This window comes from Candidatus Dependentiae bacterium (assembly GCA_018266175.1).
Classification (GTDB): domain Bacteria; phylum Babelota; class Babeliae; order Babelales; family RVW-14; genus JAFEAY01.
On sequence record JAFEAY010000025.1, the window covers coordinates 139,133 to 159,209 of the forward strand.

22 protein-coding genes are annotated in these 20,077 nt (G+C 39.0%); 10 read left to right on the forward strand and 12 right to left on the reverse strand.

The features are described from left to right. Positions 1–2: 2 nt before the first annotated feature. From JST56_06315 to JST56_06350, 8 genes are all read right to left on the reverse strand, one after another. Positions 3–527 carry a hypothetical protein gene (locus tag JST56_06315; protein ID MBS1988571.1) on the reverse strand — a complete coding sequence of 175 codons (525 nt, stop codon included), beginning with the start codon at positions 525–527 and terminating at the stop codon, positions 3–5. A gap of 37 nt (positions 528–564) precedes the next feature. Continuing rightward, entirely contained in the window at positions 565–1,515 is a 951-nt protein-coding gene (sppA, locus tag JST56_06320; protein MBS1988572.1) for a signal peptide peptidase SppA, read from the reverse strand. 58 nt (positions 1,516–1,573) lie between these two features. Beyond that, positions 1,574–1,762 carry a rubredoxin gene (locus JST56_06325; GenBank protein MBS1988573.1) on the reverse strand — a complete coding sequence of 63 codons (189 nt, stop codon included), beginning with the start codon at positions 1,760–1,762 and terminating at the stop codon, positions 1,574–1,576. An 89-nt stretch (positions 1,763–1,851) separates the two neighbouring features. Then, positions 1,852–2,256 (reverse strand): hypothetical protein, encoded by a 405-nt coding sequence (locus tag JST56_06330; GenBank protein ID MBS1988574.1) that lies wholly within the window; start codon positions 2,254–2,256, stop codon positions 1,852–1,854. Positions 2,257–2,492: 236 nt separating this feature from the next. Then, complete coding sequence (prmC, locus tag JST56_06335) at positions 2,493–3,287, reverse strand: peptide chain release factor N(5)-glutamine methyltransferase (GenBank protein MBS1988575.1); 795 nt, start codon at positions 3,285–3,287, stop codon at positions 2,493–2,495. A 104-nt stretch (positions 3,288–3,391) separates the two neighbouring features. Further along, positions 3,392–3,940 (reverse strand): hypothetical protein, encoded by a 549-nt coding sequence (locus JST56_06340; protein ID MBS1988576.1) that lies wholly within the window; start codon positions 3,938–3,940, stop codon positions 3,392–3,394. A 28-nt stretch (positions 3,941–3,968) separates the two neighbouring features. Beyond that, on the reverse strand, positions 3,969–4,862 hold the full coding sequence (gene ftsY, locus JST56_06345) for a signal recognition particle-docking protein FtsY (GenBank protein ID MBS1988577.1): 894 nt from the start codon (positions 4,860–4,862) through the stop codon (positions 3,969–3,971). Positions 4,863–4,980: 118 nt separating this feature from the next. Beyond that, positions 4,981–5,559, reverse strand: a complete 579-nt coding sequence (locus JST56_06350) for a hypothetical protein (GenBank protein ID MBS1988578.1) — start codon at positions 5,557–5,559, stop codon at positions 4,981–4,983. 134 nt (positions 5,560–5,693) lie between these two features. On the opposite strand from JST56_06350, the gene JST56_06355 reads away from it, so the two are divergent. The 3 genes from JST56_06355 to JST56_06365 all read left to right on the forward strand — a co-directional run bounded on the left by JST56_06355 (position 5,694) and on the right by JST56_06365 (position 7,793). Then, positions 5,694–6,041 carry a hypothetical protein gene (locus JST56_06355; GenBank protein MBS1988579.1) on the forward strand — a complete coding sequence of 116 codons (348 nt, stop codon included), beginning with the start codon at positions 5,694–5,696 and terminating at the stop codon, positions 6,039–6,041. A 157-nt stretch (positions 6,042–6,198) separates the two neighbouring features. Continuing rightward, the gene (locus JST56_06360; protein ID MBS1988580.1) at positions 6,199–6,741 is read left to right on the forward strand and encodes a hypothetical protein; all 543 of its coding nucleotides are present in this window, start codon (positions 6,199–6,201) and stop codon (positions 6,739–6,741) included. A gap of 188 nt (positions 6,742–6,929) precedes the next feature. Beyond that, positions 6,930–7,793: an ankyrin repeat domain-containing protein gene (locus JST56_06365; protein MBS1988581.1), complete on the forward strand. Its 864-nt coding sequence runs from the start codon at positions 6,930–6,932 to the stop codon at positions 7,791–7,793. Here JST56_06365 and JST56_06370 read toward each other — a convergent pair. Continuing rightward, positions 7,735–8,196, reverse strand: a complete 462-nt coding sequence (locus JST56_06370; GenBank protein ID MBS1988582.1) for a YbhB/YbcL family Raf kinase inhibitor-like protein — start codon at positions 8,194–8,196, stop codon at positions 7,735–7,737. The two genes, JST56_06365 and JST56_06370, sit on opposite strands and share 59 nt — an antisense overlap. Positions 8,197–8,504: 308 nt before the next feature. Between JST56_06370 and JST56_06375 the strand changes: the two genes are divergently transcribed. After that, positions 8,505–9,524 carry a sulfite exporter TauE/SafE family protein gene (locus JST56_06375; protein ID MBS1988583.1) on the forward strand — a complete coding sequence of 340 codons (1,020 nt, stop codon included), beginning with the start codon at positions 8,505–8,507 and terminating at the stop codon, positions 9,522–9,524. A 58-nt stretch (positions 9,525–9,582) separates the two neighbouring features. Then, complete coding sequence (locus JST56_06380) at positions 9,583–10,263, forward strand: NADAR family protein (GenBank protein ID MBS1988584.1); 681 nt, start codon at positions 9,583–9,585, stop codon at positions 10,261–10,263. On the opposite strand, the gene JST56_06385 is transcribed toward JST56_06380, so the two are convergent. Continuing rightward, positions 10,253–11,344, reverse strand: a complete 1,092-nt coding sequence (locus JST56_06385) for a Fic family protein (protein MBS1988585.1) — start codon at positions 11,342–11,344, stop codon at positions 10,253–10,255. The two genes, JST56_06380 and JST56_06385, sit on opposite strands and share 11 nt — an antisense overlap. 415 nt (positions 11,345–11,759) lie before the next feature. On the opposite strand from JST56_06385, the gene JST56_06390 reads away from it, so the two are divergent. From JST56_06390 to JST56_06410, 5 genes are all read left to right on the forward strand, one after another. Then, positions 11,760–12,167 carry a DUF2177 family protein gene (locus JST56_06390; GenBank protein ID MBS1988586.1) on the forward strand — a complete coding sequence of 136 codons (408 nt, stop codon included), beginning with the start codon at positions 11,760–11,762 and terminating at the stop codon, positions 12,165–12,167. Positions 12,168–12,200: 33 nt separating this feature from the next. Beyond that, positions 12,201–13,676 carry a cryptochrome/photolyase family protein gene (locus tag JST56_06395; GenBank protein MBS1988587.1) on the forward strand — a complete coding sequence of 492 codons (1,476 nt, stop codon included), beginning with the start codon at positions 12,201–12,203 and terminating at the stop codon, positions 13,674–13,676. A gap of 196 nt (positions 13,677–13,872) precedes the next feature. Further along, the gene (gene aspS / locus JST56_06400; protein ID MBS1988588.1) at positions 13,873–15,639 is read left to right on the forward strand and encodes an aspartate--tRNA ligase; all 1,767 of its coding nucleotides are present in this window, start codon (positions 13,873–13,875) and stop codon (positions 15,637–15,639) included. A 40-nt stretch (positions 15,640–15,679) separates the two neighbouring features. Beyond that, positions 15,680–16,342 (forward strand): ankyrin repeat domain-containing protein, encoded by a 663-nt coding sequence (locus JST56_06405; GenBank protein MBS1988589.1) that lies wholly within the window; start codon positions 15,680–15,682, stop codon positions 16,340–16,342. Positions 16,343–16,366: 24 nt separating this feature from the next. Further along, entirely contained in the window at positions 16,367–17,221 is an 855-nt protein-coding gene (locus JST56_06410; protein MBS1988590.1) for an ankyrin repeat domain-containing protein, read from the forward strand. Here the strand turns inward: JST56_06410 and JST56_06415 are convergent. Beyond that, positions 17,218–18,765 carry an AAA family ATPase gene (locus JST56_06415; protein MBS1988591.1) on the reverse strand — a complete coding sequence of 516 codons (1,548 nt, stop codon included), beginning with the start codon at positions 18,763–18,765 and terminating at the stop codon, positions 17,218–17,220. The genes JST56_06410 and JST56_06415 overlap by 4 nt on opposite strands. Then, positions 18,762–19,988, reverse strand: coding sequence for a hypothetical protein (locus JST56_06420; GenBank protein ID MBS1988592.1), 1,227 nt, complete (start codon positions 19,986–19,988; stop codon positions 18,762–18,764). Before JST56_06420 ends, JST56_06415 begins: the two co-directional genes overlap by 4 nt. Positions 19,989–20,077: the final 89 nt, after the last annotated feature.

The following is a 20,077-nucleotide window of genomic DNA, read 5'->3' on the forward strand; positions in this document are numbered from 1 at the left end:
GGTCAAGACGTTGTCAGCTCTTGAGTAAAGCCATTTTGTACTAATTGTTCTGCAACTTTAGCTGCAACTGGAGTATCTACAAAAATAGCAATACATTCTTCTGGTGATGATAAGCAGGCGGCCGTGGTCTGATTGACAACATCATCTTGGCTGCCTTCAACAATAAGAATCTTTGGTAAATCTTTCAGCCTTGATACAAGGGTATCAAGCACCAATGACTCAAATGCATAATCGGCCTCGTGCTCATGCTTGCCAATTTTTTCACGACTTTTTCGGTCATAATCAGGTGAAATTTTTCGAACAATAACTTTGTATTGCTCAGGTTTTTCTAAGAAAAAATCTAATATGTCTTTGATAGACTTATCCACATTAGCTACCGGAATACACACTTGATCATCAGACCAAATAACAATAGTTTGATCATTGCACTCAAGCAGATACAAAGCCGACGGATATGCCTGGACACACCATGGAAATACAAATAAAAAAACAAAGCTCAATAAAGTTCTATAATTCATAAACGCCATGACCCCACCCCCAAAACTATCTATATTTTATAAAAAATTATGAACGAATAATTTTTTGATTATTCACAGCTTGATAAGTACAAAACGAACTACAGACATTACTTAAAAAGCGAGCAGTTGTTTGCGCAAAGCTTGATTGCTCAACATCCAAGTCATCTTCTCCCACAAGATAGCGCATCAAGTCGGTTGGCTTTTTTGCCTTGATTAACTTAACATCGCCTTCAATACCAGCCAGTTTTTTAAGCTGGGTAAGAGCATCGTTATATGAGCCCAGCTGATCAATCAGATTAAGACCAACGGCTCGTGTTGCATGGATTATTTTTCCATCAGCCCAAACTTTTTCTTCTAAAATATCAAGCCCTCGACTCTGAGCAACATCTTTGATGAATTGTTGATAATCATCATGTGCAACAGCTTGAAGATAATCTTTTTCTTCTTCTGTTAAGGTCCTTGCTGGACTGCCTGCAGCCTTGAAGTGCCCACCAAAAATATGATGCATATCAACTTTAAGTTCGGTCATCAATCCTTTAACATCGGGAATCTGCATGATTGTTCCGATGTTGCCAACCAACGCAGCGGGAGAAGAAATAATCTTAGTTGCTCCACACGCCACATAGTAACCACCTGAAGCACAAACATTTTCAACAACAACGACAACCGGTTTTTTTTCTTTAAACCGTTGAAGCTCCTTAAAAACCGTTTGTGATGATCCGGGATACCCACCATGGCAATCCACTTTAATAAGCAAACCTTTGATGTCATCCGCCTTGGCAAATTTCTCAAGCTGCTTGAGGTAAAATGATGAATCACCTAAAAACCCACGAATGGTCATAAACCCAAGCTTGTCTCTTGGTGCAATGGTCTCTTGCAACGACTTGCTGATGTTCATAATAATTGAGGGAGCAAATTGCAAGATGAGCAATACCCAGAAGGCATTTTTGAGCATATTAAAAAAAGAATAACTCTTTTTTGAGTGATATGATTCCATGAAATCCTTTTATTTACAAAATTAAGAAGAGCTGTTATTTGAGATATTAGATTTTTTATTATTCAACAGGAAGATCTGGAGTATTGTCCGATTCAATAGGATCAAATAAATCCGCGGTCACTCCACAGGTCGGGCATACCCAATCCTCTGGGAGGTCTTGAAATGAGATTAACTGATTTTCATGCAATCTTTCAGCACTGAGCTGATCATACACATAACCACATACAGTACAGAGATAGGCGTTCATAGCTCCCCTTCCACAATAGACAGACAAATGCTTTTCAGTAAGCACAGTGTAGCCCATGAAAATTAAGAGTTACAAACAAACTTATTTTTTTATGCCCGAATGGCATCAGATATTACAACTGTTTCTGACTGACGGCTTCCACCATTAACTTGTGTTATAAGTGTAACGCGGCCCGAGTCACATGGCTTATAGATAACTTCAACAGTGTTATCAACATCACCATCTTTTAGATTTTGCTTTGAGGATTTAGGTGCTTGACGGTAGCCACTGAAGTCAATTTTAGTAGAAACGGCCAACTGCTCATCACCGGCAAGATGATAGGTGTATTTTACACGGTAGACACCACTTTGCTCAGCTGTTGTTTTTTTAATTTCTTGAAGAGCATGACTAATAAGTGCAGACTTTGTAGAGGTCTCTTCAACATTTTTTGCGGTTACAGGTAGGATCATTGTCGATGCATAAACAAATAGAACTAAATAACAAATGTTCTTCATACATTCCTTTTGTCTTAAAGCATATCCACACAATAATAAGTAATCATCAAGACACTCCCCCAACATCAACAGTATCTCATTGCGCTCTTACGTGTGAATCTTCTTATATTTTTATACCCAGCGCCCTTGAACCGGCCGCATGATTTTTTTTACAAACAAATATGTTTTTCAATTGACTTTTCTGGAATTCCATTATCGATTTAGTGAGATAATGGTAACTTAATCTTTGGCAACTGTCAAATAAAGGCAATTGCCCACCTCGGAAAACCCTGCAAATCATTGATCAGATCAACACTTTTAAAGCCATGGCCTACAAGGATATTTTTAATCGATTCTTTCTGGGCGGGCCCAATTTCACAAACAAACGCAGGAGCTTGTGCTAACGACTTTTTACGACCCTGGACATCTAGATATCGGTGAGCATCTGCAATGATATATTGATATAACTGCATGCCTCTATCTTGGGCAACAAGCGCACGGGGGTCTTCCCATTTTTTAACATCTTCGCTCAGTGCATCGTACTCGCTTGGGCAAAGGTACGGAGGGTTCGTGACAATCAAGTCAAACTTCATATCTTGAGGAAGTGCTGCGTAAAGATCGGAGAGAATAAACTGAACGTTTGAAAGATTATGAGCTTTTTGATTTTCTTGCGCAAGCGCTATTGCTTCTGGGTTAATATCAATCCCCATAACAATTGAACCTGGAAGGTGACGCGCAAGCGCAAGCGCTATGCAACCAGTTCCGGTACACAAATCAAGAATGCGCAAACCTTGAGTATCAAGCGGCTTGAGCTGTTCAATCAACCAAGCAACCCACTCTTCTGTTTCTGGACGCGGAATAAGAATAGGCGAACGCACTTGAATTGTTAAATCGCAAAACGGAACTGACCCCAAAATGTATTGTAAAGGTTTATATTCCTCAACTCGTTGCCATATCCATTCATCAAGTAACGCTTGCTGTACTGGCAAAAGTTCAATTTTATTAAGAATGCACAAAGCAGATTTTGTTTTGCCGGTGAGCGCTTGAAGCATCCACCAGGCCTCTTGCTGAGCAAGTATCTCTACGGTTGTTGGGGTGCACAGCCTGTTTGTAAGCTGTGCAATAAGCGTATGAATGTTTATTAATGAGTTCAGTTTTAAATCCCCAAAGCTTTTGCGAGGCCTTCTAAGAGACCATCAAGCGTTGCCTGGAGCTCTTGAACTCGTGCAACCTCTTCTTTGCGAGCACTTTGTGCACACTCATCCAGGCATTCATATTCATGGACAATTTCTTGCATAAACCTTATAAGAGCTTGCTGTTTGCTGGCATCACGCTGAAGAATGAGCTCTCTCAACTGAGTAGATCCCAACTCAAAATTTTGCTGTAAAAAGGCCACCAAATCATTTTGTTTACACCAAAAAAGCTGGTTCACTATTTTTTCTATTTGGTTATCTCGCTTCAGCCCCTTGATCAGTTTAACACCATTTATTTCTTCAATATCAAGCGTAAGTGGCGCCTGAGAAGATCCCGTAATTAAATTTGAACCTTTTTTAAAAAGAGACTTTGCATCAGTTGCTGCCTGATCAAGGACCTTATCAAGTTTTTTGTGCAGTCGGTCAAAGCTCATTTTAATATTTCCTGCATGCAAGCAATTACAAGCCCCTGCAGACAAAATAACACTGATGATTATTTGTTGAATTTTCATTATCTTTTCTCCTCTTCCCTTTTTAGGACTACTCGTTTAATAACTCTTCCACATACTGGGCAGCATCAAATACCTTAACGTCTTCAAGCGCTTCTCCAAAGGTAACATACTGAATCGGAACCTGTAATTGATCTGCGATTGCAAAAACAATACCACCTTTTCCTGATCCATCAAATTTGGTAAGAACCACACCCGTTATCTGGGTTGATTCATAAAAAAGTTCAGCTTGCCGTAGTGAATTTTGCCCCAACATACTGTCAACCGCAAGCCATGTACTAATCTGATAACCATCAAGCTGCTTATCGATAATTCGTCTAATCTTTTCAAGTTCTCGCATGAGGTTAACTTTTGTTTGAAGTCTTCCTGCCGTGTCGATAATCAGGTGATCAAAACCCTCTTCACTGAACATTTTGCAGGCATCAAAAATAACAGATGCTGGATCTTGACTATCACGCCCAACAAAAACTTCTACATCTGCACGCCTACCCCATTCAGCAAGTTGCTGTGTTGCTGCTGCACGAAAGGTATCGCCTGCAACGAGTAATACACGCTTCCCTTGCGCCTTAAGATGAGCTGCAAGCTTTGCTGCAAAAGTTGTTTTCCCTGTTCCATTCACACCAACCAGCAACAAAACCGTTGGATTGAGGGTTTCTGTTTTTTCAACCTTAAGCACGGACGTTAAGTAGTCCTCAAGCTCCTGCTTTGCCTGCTCCAAAGAGCCAATAGTTTTATTTGCAATCTGCTTTTGCAAATTTTGAATAATTTTTGTGGTCGCTTTTATACCGGTATCAGCAGCCAGTAAAAGATCATTTAACTCTTTGATAAACTCTTCATCAAGCGAAGCACGCGAAAAAATCGATGACACTTTGGTCGTAAAACTATTGTAAACTTTTTTGATTTTCTCTTTTAAAAAACCAAGCATGCATAAACCTCAACTTTCACTATATACTTTGTTATGGAATTTCTTAAGTATATCGTATTTACAAGCTACTGAGGAGGCTCACCTAAAAACATGCTCTTTTAAGCAATTTTCAGAATTTTTAGACAGGCTGGTCTTTAATCCAATCTAAAAATTTCTGGAGGGCCTTGATACGATAAAAATGATGGCCCTGCTGTGCAACCAAACCACTCATCTGGGCATTGGTTTGCTCAGCTCCATCGGGGACAAAGAGTGCATTATACGGAAGTCGAGGATCGCCCTGATCTGCGGACTTGATAAGCGTCCCTTCAGACCTGCCCTCAAACAGCGTTGGCTCACCTTGTCCATTATAATAAGCAAGGTAAAGCACGCGCGTTGCGCGGTCACCATCTTCAATGAGGCGCTTGAGTCCTTCAAAGCCCAGTCCTTGGGCAACAAATTTTGCCAACGGGCCGGGGAAGTTATTGTAGCGAGCAAAGTAGATGGCACCGTCATCAATGAGAAGAGGCTTCTTCAAAACCTCCCACGCCTTGCGAACTTTATCGCATGCTAAGAACTCCTGATCCAGTGTCTGAATCTCATCAAGATCGATCGATTTATGGCGTAGCTCAATATAGTCATAATGATGATGCGCAAGGAACTCTTGCACCTCTTGAAACTTCGCAAAGTTACTTGTTACGTAATAAACAATTTTTTTCATGTACTCTCCAACTATTTTTTGATATAAATTTTGCTGATAGTATACAAATTTTCTTGGTCTTATAAAAACCCTTTTCTGACACCGAAAACGATCTGAAATACAATAGTTTTAACACGATTACTATCTGGATTTATATGAAAAAAATTTTACCTCTGTTTCTCACAATGCTCATATTTGGAAACTTCCCAAGCAACGCAACACCTAATATTTTGCAAAAAGAACAAGCTTATTACCTTATCAATCAAGTACGGCTTCTTACGCTGCAAGGTAAATCTCCAGAGGATATTGTAAAAATTTTTGAACAAAGCCTTATGAACGAAAAATCTTGTTCATCAAACTGTGAGCATGACAGCAACACTCTGATTGAATGCTTAATTTTCATGGCACTTGGTGCTGGAATTACGTATCTCATTATGGATCAAAAACTTAAAGAAGAAAAAGCTAAAAACCCTGTTCATGTTATCAGACAAATATTTCAATAAAATTAAAACCAGCATTTTCAGAAGTCCTGAAGCTCAGGGTTACATACAATATCCTGCTAGCATAGAGGTTTTCTTGATTTTACAAAAACACTCGATAAACTGTTATTACTAAATGAAATAACGCAAACCTTGTTAAGTTTACTATATGGATTTATATATGAAGAAAATTTTATCTCTAGCTCTTTTAATCACCGCATGTCTCAACACTAGCCAAGCAACTATTGACCCATTGCAGGAAGCACAAGTTCAATATCTCATGAATCAGGCTCAATTCTTTGCCCAGCAAGGCATTTCACAGCACGAAATCTTACGTATTTTCGAAGAAAACCTTGCGCACGAAGAATTCAGCGCTGCAAAACCACAAACAGGTAAACTTCTTCTGCTAGCTCTTCTTGCCGGAGCAATTTGTGTTGGAGTTGGAAGTGGTGTTACCTATTATCTAATGATGAACCAAACACCTGCAGAAAATCATCAACAAGGCAATCCTGATGTTCAACAGCTCGAAACTCAAGTTGCCACACTTAGGCAGCAACTTGCTCAAGCCCAAAATCAGAGCCAGAACATAGATCTTGCAGATCTTCTCCGTCAATGTAATGAACAAAATAATATAGCAGGCATTCGTCAGCTTCTTACTAATCAACAAATTACTGGTGATCGAGAAATTGCACGCGCTCTCATGCGTATCTACATGAACTCATAGATAGAAATCTACCATCTTTAATGAGCAACTTTATGAGGCTTGAAATCAAGCCTCATTCGTTTCTAAAGAAAAATAGATATTGTTTTGAGTAAACGCTTTACAAACTCTTGCTTTCCAAGGTGATGATCGATAGGCTCTTGATTGAGCATATGACGAATGATTAATTCTGATTGATAGGGGGAACTAGGATGCATTCAGCCAGATCACTAATACTGCTCCTCTTAACCTTCATACTATCGCATCTTCAGGCACAAGATCTTCCAGTGAGTCCATCAAAAATTTATCGTGCAATCAAACAAGATAAGCCGGCTGTCCTTGAAAAATCAATTTACCAACTCAAATATGATTCAGCATACTCAAAATTATGGTCTGCACTTTTTTTTCACGCGGTCCAATTTAATGCCCGTAAAATTATGGCACACTTCCTGAAGCATGGCTTTGATCTTGAAACTCGATCCTCAGCATATTTTCAGCGAACTCCTTTGCATCACGCACTTGCTCGAGCAAACAAATCTACCATTTTGCTTTTAATTAAGCATGGAGCACAACTTGATGCAAAAGATCAACTCGGCTGGACTCCTTTGCACTTAACAGCACAACGAGGACTTACCTGGATGACCAAGCTTCTATTGACCAAGCAAGTGAATGTCAATGAACCAGACGAACTTAAGTACACCCCTCTCCATGCAGCCGTAGAACAAGGAAATATGAGAAACACCAAAATATTACTTGAAGCTGGCGCAAATATTAATGCACAAACGTGCAACGGCGATACACCACTCCATCTTGCCTTGACAAGCTATGCTCATAATCCTGACAAAGCACAGCGTAAGAAAAATCTCAAAAAAATTATCTCACTCTTAGGAACATATTCCCCAGACCTTACCAAGTGCGAAGTATACAATCGCTGGACCGTGTTTGAGTTATTAGATAATTTAGATCTCAAGAAGCGTGAATACAAAGAGTTGCTCACGCTCCTGAATGTCATAAAACTTAATCTCGTGAAAAAATCCCCATCAACTCTCCCGTTGCAAGCACATGCCCAATCATAGCAGTTTCTAAATCTTGCTTGGTTGCAGCTACATCAAGGTCTAAATCTCTATCTAAAGCGTAAACTTTAAAGAAATAATGATGTCGACCATGACCCTTTGGTGGACATGCACCACCAAATCCTGTCTTGCCAAAACTATTTATTCCCTGAATGCTTCCATCACTCAGTTTTTCTTGATGAGGAACAGCTTCTGGAATTCTTTGTACACCTGCTGGAATATTGAAAATTACCCAATGAACCCACGTTCCAGTTGGAGCATCAGGATCATCGCAAACCATGGCAATAGTCTTTGCCTTATCAGGAACATTACTCCAGGCGATATCTGGTGAAACATTCTCACCAATGCACGTATACCGATCAGGCATGCGTTCACCATCTTTAAACGCTGAGCTGGTTACAACCATAGTGTGTTGCGTTCGTCGCTTCATAGTCTGAATTTGGGCATGCAGTTGTCGCTTGTGCACCGCACAAATAAATGAACCGACTATAAAAAAAGCAACCACAAGTAAAATCGCTCGGTGATTTTCAGTCATACATTCCCCTCTACCTCAAGCCATACTTTTACATTCTTATCAAGAGTTTACAGGTCGGCGTTTTTTGATTGCAACTGAATAAATTCTTGCACTACAAAGGACTTACGCGTTATATGAATGAAGGAATACTGGAAAAAAATTAATAAAGAATAATATTTATCAACCTTGAAAGGTGGCATATGACCAAGTGCACAAAGTTCGCTATGCTCATGCTGTTCATTACAAGTATGCTTGTCCCTCATTGTGCAATAACTCAGGCATCTGGCCCTGAAGAAATACAACCGCAAACAGCTACCACTGAACAAAATCCAGAAGCCGATACTCGTATTAATGTTATTGATATGCTCAAGCAAGCAACACAGTCGGAAAATAGCAATATTTTTTATGCGCTTATTTTAGCATTTCTTGCTGGTGTTTTGGTCAGCTTTACCCCCTGCATTTATCCAATGATTCCTATCACCGTAGGAATTTTACAAGCACAAGCTACTCAGTCGATGGCCTATAATTTCTTTTCTGCACTCAGTTATGTTTTAGGAATATCAGTTGTTTATGCAAGCCTTGGTTATCTTTCTGCCTCAACTTCTATTATTTTTGGTCGGTGGCTTGCAAGTCCTTGGTTTATTCTCTTTATTATCATCTTCTTTCTCTATCTGGCCTTTGCAATGTTTGGATTTTACGAATTATACATGCCTTCATTTTTAACTCGAAGCCGAGATCTTTCTGTAAAGCACTCTCTAACACATAGCTTTTTATTTGGGGCAATTTCTGGAACCGTCGCATCACCGTGCCTCACCCCAGCACTTGCTATACTTCTTGCAATAGCCGCAAAGACTGGCAATCCTGTGTTAGGTTTTTTATACCTCTTTTTCTTTTCACTGGGCATGGGAACACTCTTACTCCTGATTGGAACCTTTTCAGGGGCACTCCATCTGCTTCCACGCTCTGGAGAATGGATGGAAGAAATTAAAAAATCATTTGGATTTATGATGCTGGCAGTATGTATTTATTTCCTATCACCGCTCCTCAACAAAGAGGTAGTCCTGGAGCTTTATTCACTGGTATTGCTGGTTTCGTCGGTTTACTACTTTTGCACTGCACGGCAAAATCGTATAAAGTTATTACTAGGACTTTTTTTATTCCTTGCTTCAATTACAACACTTGCATTTGCAATTAAAAACTCAATAACCCCAGGAGTCTAATATGAAAATGCTAACGTTCTTTATTGTTACTTTTTTATCCTACGGGATTGCAGGCTGTATGGACCATCCAATACGGTCAAGCCGATCTGAAAACAGATCAACTCCTTTTCCTTATAGTGAAGAGTGGGAAGATATTTTATTTTATAATCGTGGGGAGCCCTACTACGAGTTTACCAACTTTTACTCAGCTCCTATCTTACTTGATGGAAAAGAATGGCCAACGACAGAACATTATTTTCAAGCACAAAGATTTCCTAACAATCCAGGAATTCAAGAATATATTCGAACAAAATGTAGATCAGGACGCGATGCATTTAATGCTGCAAGGGCAGACCGAAATCAACATGCAGTTATTCCTAAGGATGAATGGTCCGCAATTAAGTGGGGCGCCATGTATCGAGCAGTTAAAGCAAAATTCAAACAACATGCTGATTTAAAAAAGCTTCTTCTGAGTACAGGGAATAAAGTTCTTGTTGAACATGCAGCACCTGACACATATTGGGGAATTGGAATCAATCCTAAAACAGGCAAGGCTGGTTACAACAACCTTGGAATTATTTTAATGAAGGTTCGTGACAAAATTCGAGCACACGAAGCATCGTCAGTTGAAGGAGTTGAATCAGTTGCCATTAAAATACAAGAACCACCACAAAGCCTCTTGACGAGCTTAAAATCAAAGTTTGATAATTTTTGTAAAAATATCAAAAACCTGTATCAAAAAAACACTCTTAAGAGTTAAGTAAATCCGAAAAAAAAGCTGCTAGTTGATACGTTCTTGCTTTGCGAGACGTATCAACTACAACAAGAAATCCATCATCAACCCAACGACGACAGAGCTCACTAGAAGTTCGAGGCTTAAATCCAAAAATGGCTCCAATCTGTTGAGCAGACACAGTTTTATATTGTCTAAAAAGATCAAGCGCTTTACGTTGTTTTGAATCCAAAAGTCTTAGCTGTTGTGATTGATCAGCTTTTCCACGCTGCAATGCACCACGTGCTTGATTTCTTATTTTCTCACATGATTCAGCCATACCTGCGCAAAAATAGTTAACCCAATCGGTAACATCAGCCTGCGCACGCCCTTCGTAATAATTATGAGAAGGACCAACGCTCAAAGCCTGGTAGTAGGCATTTAAGTTATGTGCATAATATTCATCAAGCGAATAGATTCGTTTTAAATCATATCCTCGCATATGCAAAATTAAAGTTGCTAAAAGACGCGCAGTTCTACCGTTGCCATCATAGTAAGGATGAATTGTTGCCAGTTGATAATGAGCAAGTGCTGCAACAAGCGGCGCTGGTAATGTAGCTTGCTTTTTTATCCAAACAATGAGTGCATGCATAAGCGGTAAAACATCTTGAGCTTCGGGTGGTAAATAAACAATTCGCCTTGTTGCGGCATCACGAATAACATTTTGCCCATCACGATACGGTGTAGGGGAAACTATTTTTTTCCCACCACCAATAACTAACCCATGAATTTTTTGAATAACTTTTTCAGTTAGCGGCTTACCTTGAGCACAAAAATGCTCAATCATATCAAGTGCTGCATAATAGCCTTTTACTTCAAGGTCATCACGCTCTCGACCAGCATAACTTTGCCCTTCCTTGAGAACTAGTTTAACCTCCTCTTGCGTCAACCGATTACCCTCAATCATGGTTGAATAATGAGTTGAGGCAAGACGCGCTGTTTCCCTGAGATTTGCAAGCACCGTTGGAGTAATGGGTAGCATTGCAATCTCTTGTTTTGCTGCCTCAATACGCATGAGATACTGTACAATTTGAGGGGTTATAGAAAATCGAGGATCAAACTTTACCATGAAATTCCCTTTTTTATCGGCACATTATCGGCATCACTGATAATTTTAGTATGCCGATAACGTGCCGATAAGTCTAGAATATAACATTATACGTACGTAGGCAGGCTGAGCGGGGATTTGCATCTGACTGCAAAGTCCTATAAAGTTATTACTTGAGCTATTTCTGTTTTTTCTTGAATTACAACACTTGAATTTGCAATTAAAAAGTCAATAACCTCAGGATTCTAACATGAAAATGCTAAGGTTTTTTGTCGTTACTTTTTGATCCTACGAGATTGCCAGGAGCATGGACCATCCAATACGGTCAAGTAGATTTAATAATTTTTGTAAAAACATAAAAAACCTGTATCAAAAAAAATACTCTGACGAGTTAATCATTTTTATATAATTGACTCAAGAATGAAAGGAGAAGGGTGTGATACAAAAAATTTATATCTCTTATATAACCTCTTTACTCGCTTTACTTATTATTGATGGAACTTGGCTTTTTTGCACAGCAAAAATATTGTACATGAAACAGCTTTCGCATTTGATGAGTGGAAATTTTGTATTACTCCCCGCCATTTTTTTTTACATTATTTATGCCTATGGAATTGTGCACTTTATTCTTTCTCCGGCACTTCAAAACTCCTACCCAACGAGTACAGTCTTTTTAAATGGGGCTTTTTTTGGCTTCGTTGCTTATGCAGCATATGATTTAACGAACCACGCAACGCTTAATGATTGGCCAATGGTAATCACAGTTATTGATTTAGCTTGGGGTACTTTTATGACAGGCTTGGCGAGCATGCTATCGTATATTATTACTCAAATTACAGGGTGAATAAATTGATCCGCTCATGATTAGGATTAATATATGTCAAAAAAAACCTTTCTTATTTTTCCTCATCAATTATTTGAATCTCAGGAATTATTAAAGACAGCAGCTCATGTCATTCTTGTGGAAGATAACCACTTCTTTGGACGAATGAACTTTCACAAACAAAAATTAATCTTTCATCGTGCAAGCATGAAAGCATATGCTGCCATGGTTAAAAAAAAAGGAATTGATGTCGAGTATTTTGATTATCACGTATGTAAAAATGGATTAAAAAAAGTCTTCGATTTTTGTAAAAAGAATAAAATCAGTACCCTCGATATGTTTGATGTCGTTGATCATGAACTCATGAAACGATTAACTGCAGAAGCAAAAAGCTTTAAACTGGCGCTATCAGTTCACAACACACCGATTTTTTTGCTTACGCAGGAAGATATTATAAAAATGCTTCCTGGCAAAAAGCGCCATACAATGGCTTCTTTTTACACAAAAATGCGTAAGCGTTTTAACATTCTGATGATACAAGGAAAACCATTAGGAGGAACTTGGAGCTTTGATTCTCAAAATCGTGAACCAATACCACCTCATCTTAAAATTCCGAGTATCCCTAAAAAAAATCAAAGTTCTTTTGTTCGCGAAGCCCGAAGTTATATTGAAAAGCTTTTTCCAAATAATCCTGGGGTTTCGGATTCATTTATATATCCAGTCACAACCGCACAGAGCTTGAAGTGGCTTGGAAATTTTTTAAAAACTAAGTTAAAACTTTTTGGTTCTTATCAAGATGCAATGAAAGAATCAAATCCTATATCCTTTCATTCGCTGCTATCACCACTGCTTAACTCGGGACTGTTGCTTCCTCAAACAGTTATTAATGAGACTCTTGAATATGCAAATAAAGAAGAAATTCCTCTTAACTCACTTGAAGGATTTATCCGTCAAATTATAGGATGGCGAGAATTCGTTCGTGGAGTTTATTGTTTAACCGGCAAATCGCAAAAATCGAGTAATTTTTTTAAACATAAAAAACGACTATCAAAAGGTTTTTGGAAGGCAACAACCGGCGTTACTCCCCTTGATATAAGCATAAATCATGTTTTGAAATACGCTTATACAAATCATATAGAACGACTCATGGTAATCGGTAATTTCATGCTTCTATCACAAATTCACCCTGATGATGTGTATCAATGGTTTATGGAGCTCTTTATTGATGCATACGATTGGGTCATGGTACCCAATGTCTATGGCATGAGTCAGTACGCTGATGGAGGAAGCATGACCTCAAAACCATACTGCTCAAGTTCAAAATATATTTTGGGAATGTCTGATTATAAAAAGGGCGCTTGGTGTGAGCTTTGGGATGCGCTTTATTGGAATTTTATTCATCAACATGCCAAATTATTCAGTGCTAATCCTCGGATGAATCTTGTTGTTTCACTCTTAAAAAAAATGAACCCAAAACGCTTGCTTGAATTAATGAGCGTCGCTGATAATTATTTGAAAAAAAAGCACTAAAATCTATTAATTTTTTAGAGCCTTTTCAGGCATACCATAATCACAAAAAACTTGAATCTAACTAAAAACCTTATAACAAATACAAACAAATTTTAAATTACAAAGTATGAACCTTAGGTCTTTTGCTTTTGCAAAAAGGTGCTACAATAGCCTATATACCTCCTTTTTTGGAGTTTTTAAACAAAGGATTTTTTAAATGGCTCACTTTAAGCGCACCGCACACTGCGGAAAAATTAATGAACAGATGGTTGGCAAACAAGTTCATGTTGTCGGCTGGGTTGATAGCAGACGAGACCTTGGCGGGCTCACGTTCATTAATTTGCGCGATCAAAGCGGGATTATTCAACTTGTTCTTGATCCTCAAGACTCTTCGCCAGCATGTGAGCAAGCTCACACCATCAGATCTGAATTTGTCCTTGCTACTACTGGCACCGTTGCCAAGCGAACAGAAGGCAACATCAATAAGCAGCTCAAGATGGGTGCATTTGAAATCAAAGTTCAAACTATGGAAATTTTGAGCAAATCAGCCGCTCTTCCATTTCAACTTGATGACGCAAATATTTCCGAAGAATTACGACTTGAATACCGCTATCTAGATTTGCGACGTCCACAACTTCAACGTCTCCTCAAGCTCCGGCATGATGTTGTTTTTGCCATGCGTAATTATTTTAATAATCTTGAATTTTTAGAAATTGAAACTCCAATTTTGCATAAAAGCACTCCAGAAGGTGCACGTGAATTTTTGGTTCCGGCACGCATCAAACCTGGAACTTTTTATGCCTTGCCTCAATCTCCACAAATTTACAAACAACTTCTGACCGTTGGCGGCTTTGAGCGTTACTTCCAAATTGCTCGCTGCTTTCGCGATGAAGATTTGCGCGCTAATCGACAGTTTGAGTTCACGCAACTCGACGTTGAAATGGCTTTTATTAATGAACAAGATATTCAAGATGTCTGCGAAGGACTTGTTCAATTGCTTTGGAAAAAGTTTTTAAACTACGAGTTAAACTTACCACTTGCACGCTATACCTATGACGAAGTTTTTATGCGCTTTGGCTCGGACAAGCCGGACATGCGGTTTGATCTTGAAATTCATGATTGCACGAAACTATTTGCAACAACAAGTGTTCCCTTTTTTAAAACAGCCCTTGAAATTGGCGGCAAACTTGGTGCTTTATGCATTAAAAATCACAAATTCTCTCGCTCAGAATTTGACGCTTGGAACCTGAAAGCAACCAAAGAATTTGGTGCCGCAGGCCTCGTTTCAGTTCGTTTTACCGACAATGGCAACCCTGAATCATCGATTGCAAAATTTTTGCCTGAAGATTTTTTCAGTCAAGCACAACAATTTGTACCTGACCTCACCACAAACGACACACTTTTTTTGGTTGCAGGAAACTTTGAGGACGCTTGGACAACACTCGGGCAATTACGGCTTGAATTGGGTAAAGTACTTAATCTGATTGATGCTGCTCAACACAAAATATTCTGGGTTACAGACTTTCCAATGTTTGAGTGGAACAAAGATGATCAGCGCTGGTACGCACGTCATCACCCATTCACCAGCCCACACGACGGTTGGGAAGAGCAAGATCTTGCACAGGTCAAGGCACGAGCCTACGACTTGGTATGCAACGGTGAAGAACTCGGCGGCGGATCGATTCGTATTCATAACGCGCAGTTACAGAAAAAAATCTTTAATGTTTTGGGTCTTTCTGAAGAGAAAATGAAAGAAGTTATGGGATTCTTGCTTGATGCTCAGAATTTTGGCTACCCTCCTGAAGGTGGAATTGCACTGGGTATCGATAGACTCATTATGATTCTTGGCAGCACACAATCAATTCGTGATGTTATTGCGTTTCCAAAAACAAGCAATGGCAGCTGTTTAATGATTAAAAGCCCATCAGCCGTTGATGATACACAACTTAAAAAACTGCACATTAAACTGGCTGAACCAAAATAACAACATCTAAAAAATATTCTCTTATGCCGTAAAGGTCCTTATGATAGGTAAATATGCAACATACGTTGCAACAATATTTTCATTCTTTTCTTCGGCACTTTGCTGGGAAAACTCCTACCAAAGTTTTACGCTTGATCACTTTGAAATTATTAGAACATCAAATGATACAAGTTATATACGAAATACAGCATTCAGTAATGATCAACAAATATTTATGCACTACCTCTATGATAACGGTAATCTGATTAAACTAATGGAACACTATCATGCAATCAAAGACCGCGATGACAATTTTTATGCGCAAGAAATTTTAGAAAAACTTCTTGCAATGCCCTTACTCATCGAAGGATACTCTGCTATCAATAATAACTTTGCACGTAAAAGATTCTATATTCTTCAGGCTCTTGCCTCTATAATTTCAGGAAACTATTCTGTTGATAGTGAAAATCTTAAAATAGAAAATATTATACAAACAACTAATTTCTCTTCTCTTGTTAACGAAAAAGGAGAAACCGGCCTCATGCTTGCAATAAAAACAGGAAATGATGTTATTTTTGAACTCTTTTTCAAATATTATCAAAAGCAACAATGCCCTTTGAATGCTCGCGCAGCAGATGGCAAAACAGCCTATGATCTTGCTCAAGAAATAGGAACCCCGGCAATGCAAAAATCTCTAGGCATCATGCAATTCATAGACCGTTAATTACTCAAGAAAAAAAGATTCATAATGCACGCTACACTTCTATCCATTTTTTTCATCACAATATTTTATAGTTTTTCTGCTTTTGGATGGCAAAACGCACACCAAGAATTTACTCCAGCCCAACTAGAGTTTTTAGCTCTCACCGAATATCCAGTTACTTTTATGAATAAAATTTTTTCGAAAAATCAAAAAAAATTCATTCGCAATCTTCATATAAATGGAAATCTCATACGAGTAGTCAGTCGATGCTTTGATTTAGATTTTAAAAAAAATGAGGTAGAACAAATTTACGTTAAACTTCTGAGCTTTATTCAAAATCAAGATTTAGTATCTAAACAAATTTACACGCTAAAATACTTTCGAATGATCGAAAAATATCGATTCAAACTCAAAGACCGTCGTTTTGTTGAGGAACTCTGTCACTCCATTTTAATCAGTGATGCAAACGGAAAAACAATGCTTATGCTTGCTATTGAAACTGGAGACAACGATATATTTGATCTGTTTTTAGAATATTATCTCAAAGAAAATTGCCCTATTAATGCTCGTGACTACCGCAAAAGAACCGCCTTGTGTAAAGCCCTTGAAATAGGCACGCTGCACATGGTGGAAAAACTTTATGATATCCCTGGAATAGAAGTCGAAAATATAAATAATTATGGTTCAACAGACTTAATGGTTGCAACAAAAAATCTTCAGCCAGAAGTTTTTGATTTTGTTGTGCAAAAATATTGCCATGACAAAAGAGATCTTAAGATCAAACGGCACAAAGATGGAAAAGATGCTCTTGATCTTGCTCAAAGAAATCATAATCAATACGCGCTTGATGCTCTGTTGAATGCAAATTTTCAAAGCTTAAAGGTGAACTCTGACAACTAAGCGGCGGGCCCTGCAACGCCACTTACTAGAGCTTCTTGCGCTCTATTATGCAGAGTCTGATCAATCAGCGCATCAAAAATATTTCTGGTCAATAAGAGCACTGGGCTTCGATAACAAATAGCACGAAGCTCATCAATCATAAAAGCAATATCTCGCCCTGCAAATCCCTGTATACGCTCTGCTACTTGTTCAAGATAGGTTTCATCAACATCTGCAGAAATAGTGAGCGATGCCTCTACGCGCTTACCCTTACATAGAACAGTGCGCTTGTCATGCGCAATATATTTCTCAAGATACTGCTTAATCATGCGCACACGTTCTGATTGCCCCGGAAGACCAACATACAAACGCTTATGCATACGACTTAGAAATGCATTATCAAGCATTTCAAGATGGTTAGTTGCAGCAATAATCATAAATTTTTCTGAAAGCTCTCCGGTTCGAGAAAGAAATGCATTGAGCAACTTAACCCATCGATCATCTGACTGATCGCGGCGGCGAGCAAACGCATCAACCTCATCAACAAAAAGTACTAACCCTCGTTCAGATTTTGCAGCCCAATCAAGTAAAATATGAAGTTGCTCAACATCATTTCCTTGTGCAAACTGAGAAAAGTCTGCGCCTGAAACACATGCAAAATCCAAATCAGATGTTCGAGCAATCGCTTTTGCAATCATAGTTTTTCCGGTACCTGGAGGGCCGTAGAGCAATAGATTTCTAAAGGGAAGAGCGCTGATGTAGCTCGTTCGCACATCATCGGCAAGTTGCTTAATTTGCAGATCTAACTCAGCACTTAAAATGATTTCTTCAAGCGGCTGTAGCGTATCGCCCGGACCAAAAAGTTTTTCATTAATGCTTTGCATCCAATAACCCATAGCCGATTTGCGCGATGATTCTCGCACAAGTGTTGGCATGCCCATCAGCGACTGAATATGGTTTGAAAGAATTCGTAGGCCGTAGTAACCACCCACCATGCCGCATGAAGTCAAAACCATGAACCCACCAAAACGCACCAACGTTTCAGGCTCGGTCATTTTTTTGGATAAAAATTCAAGCCGTTGCAAGGCTCCTTCATTCTCAACAGCCTTACTGACACCGGCAACCGCTATTTGAGTTTTTCGTGTTGCTTCATCGCGTCGAACATCAAGAAAAGTATTCCAACCTGCAAGCATTGCATTTTGCACCGTTGCAGCAGCTTGCTCGCCCGCTTTTTCTGAATTTTCAAGGCAACGTTCAAGACGTGCGGCTTTTTGATCAAGTGCTTTAACTTTTTGTTCAAATTCAGATTGCCCAATTTGATACAGATCTTTTTGAGCTCCAAGAGCAGCACGTTCTTGCGTTATGACAGCAAGCTCTTTTTCAATTTTTTCACGCTTGCGTTGGGCTATTTCATTAATTACTTGAACAGAACCTGCAACCATTTTTGATGCAGCTTCTGGTGAAAATTTAACACCACCAATATCAAGAAGAACCGATTCATCAGCACATAGAAACGATGATGCCAAACATACTGACATGAGCACAATTAATTTTAAAAAATTCATACAATCTCCAATTCAAGATCTGGTTCAGAGTCATTATTAACAGTCTTATAAAGCTGATACGCGCTTTTACCAATTTTTATCCATGCGGGAAGCGCCAAGGTGCAATTCACTGCTGTTTGCCATATTCCATACCAAAAAATTTTGAGCGACATCCATTCAATAAATGAAAGAGTATGCCCCTGTGCAATATATCGTTTAAGCATATCTTTAATGTGTACTCGAGCTTGATCGCTGATCGTTTCATCAGACAGCGACTTTTGGTAGGCATCAAGCAAGGTACGAAAAATATCGGTGGATTGCGTTGACCACTTTATCCAACTTGTAGAAAATTTAGTTGTATAGGTACGATTTATAAATAGAAGCATAAATGAAATTTGAGTCCCCAAAGAAACATACCAAGCATCGCTCCACTCTGGAAGTAATCCCCACGATCTAAAAACCATATTAACAGTGTTCATAACACCGCCACGCATGGGATACAAGGGCATAGAAAGAAGAGGGTTTTTTTCGACAAACGAAAATAAACTGATTGGCTTATTGCCATGCACTTCAGGCACTTTAAAAAATGCTGATAAATCGGGCTCATCAACCAAAAAGAGTGATTTCTTGCTCCAAAGCATTGATTGAGAAACAACAACGGCCATCATAGCCATGCCAATAAGCTGCTTATCTAATAGAGGCAATGCTTGTTTTATGGTGCTTTGCACGGAGAAAGGGCCAATTTCATGCATCTTTCCTGCGAGCTGATCTGCCGGAAATTTACCATCACTCACCGACTGCAAAAGATTAAGATAGTCATCGCAATGCAATACTACATGGTCAAACATAAGGTTCACAATGTATGAATGACACCATGTATAAAGCAGCCATTCAATCATCCAGTCGCCTGCAAGAAACCCACCCTTCATGAGATCTTTTGCATAAATGCCAAGTTCAATATTGTGAACAAGTGGAAGACGAGCAAGGAGTTGGTTATTAAAATTTTCTTGCCACATCCACTGGTAATGCTCTTTGTTAACAAGTTGATCAATATACTCATCTGAGCAATATTTTTCAGCTGCAAGCATTGCAGGCTCAAGAATTTTTTCAAGCTGTTTGTCATCGATGAAACGATCAAGAATTTCCGGTGCGGGCTGCTGAGCTTCAACAACCGCACACCAGAGAATAAGAGTGATGAATATCGCTTGAAGCGACAAACACCCACTGCGTAAAATTTTTCCCACGGTACCCCAACCCAATAATCAAATCTAGATCGCAATTTCGCTATGTTTATGCTAAGATGCCCCACAGTTTCAAAATCGCAAGATTAATG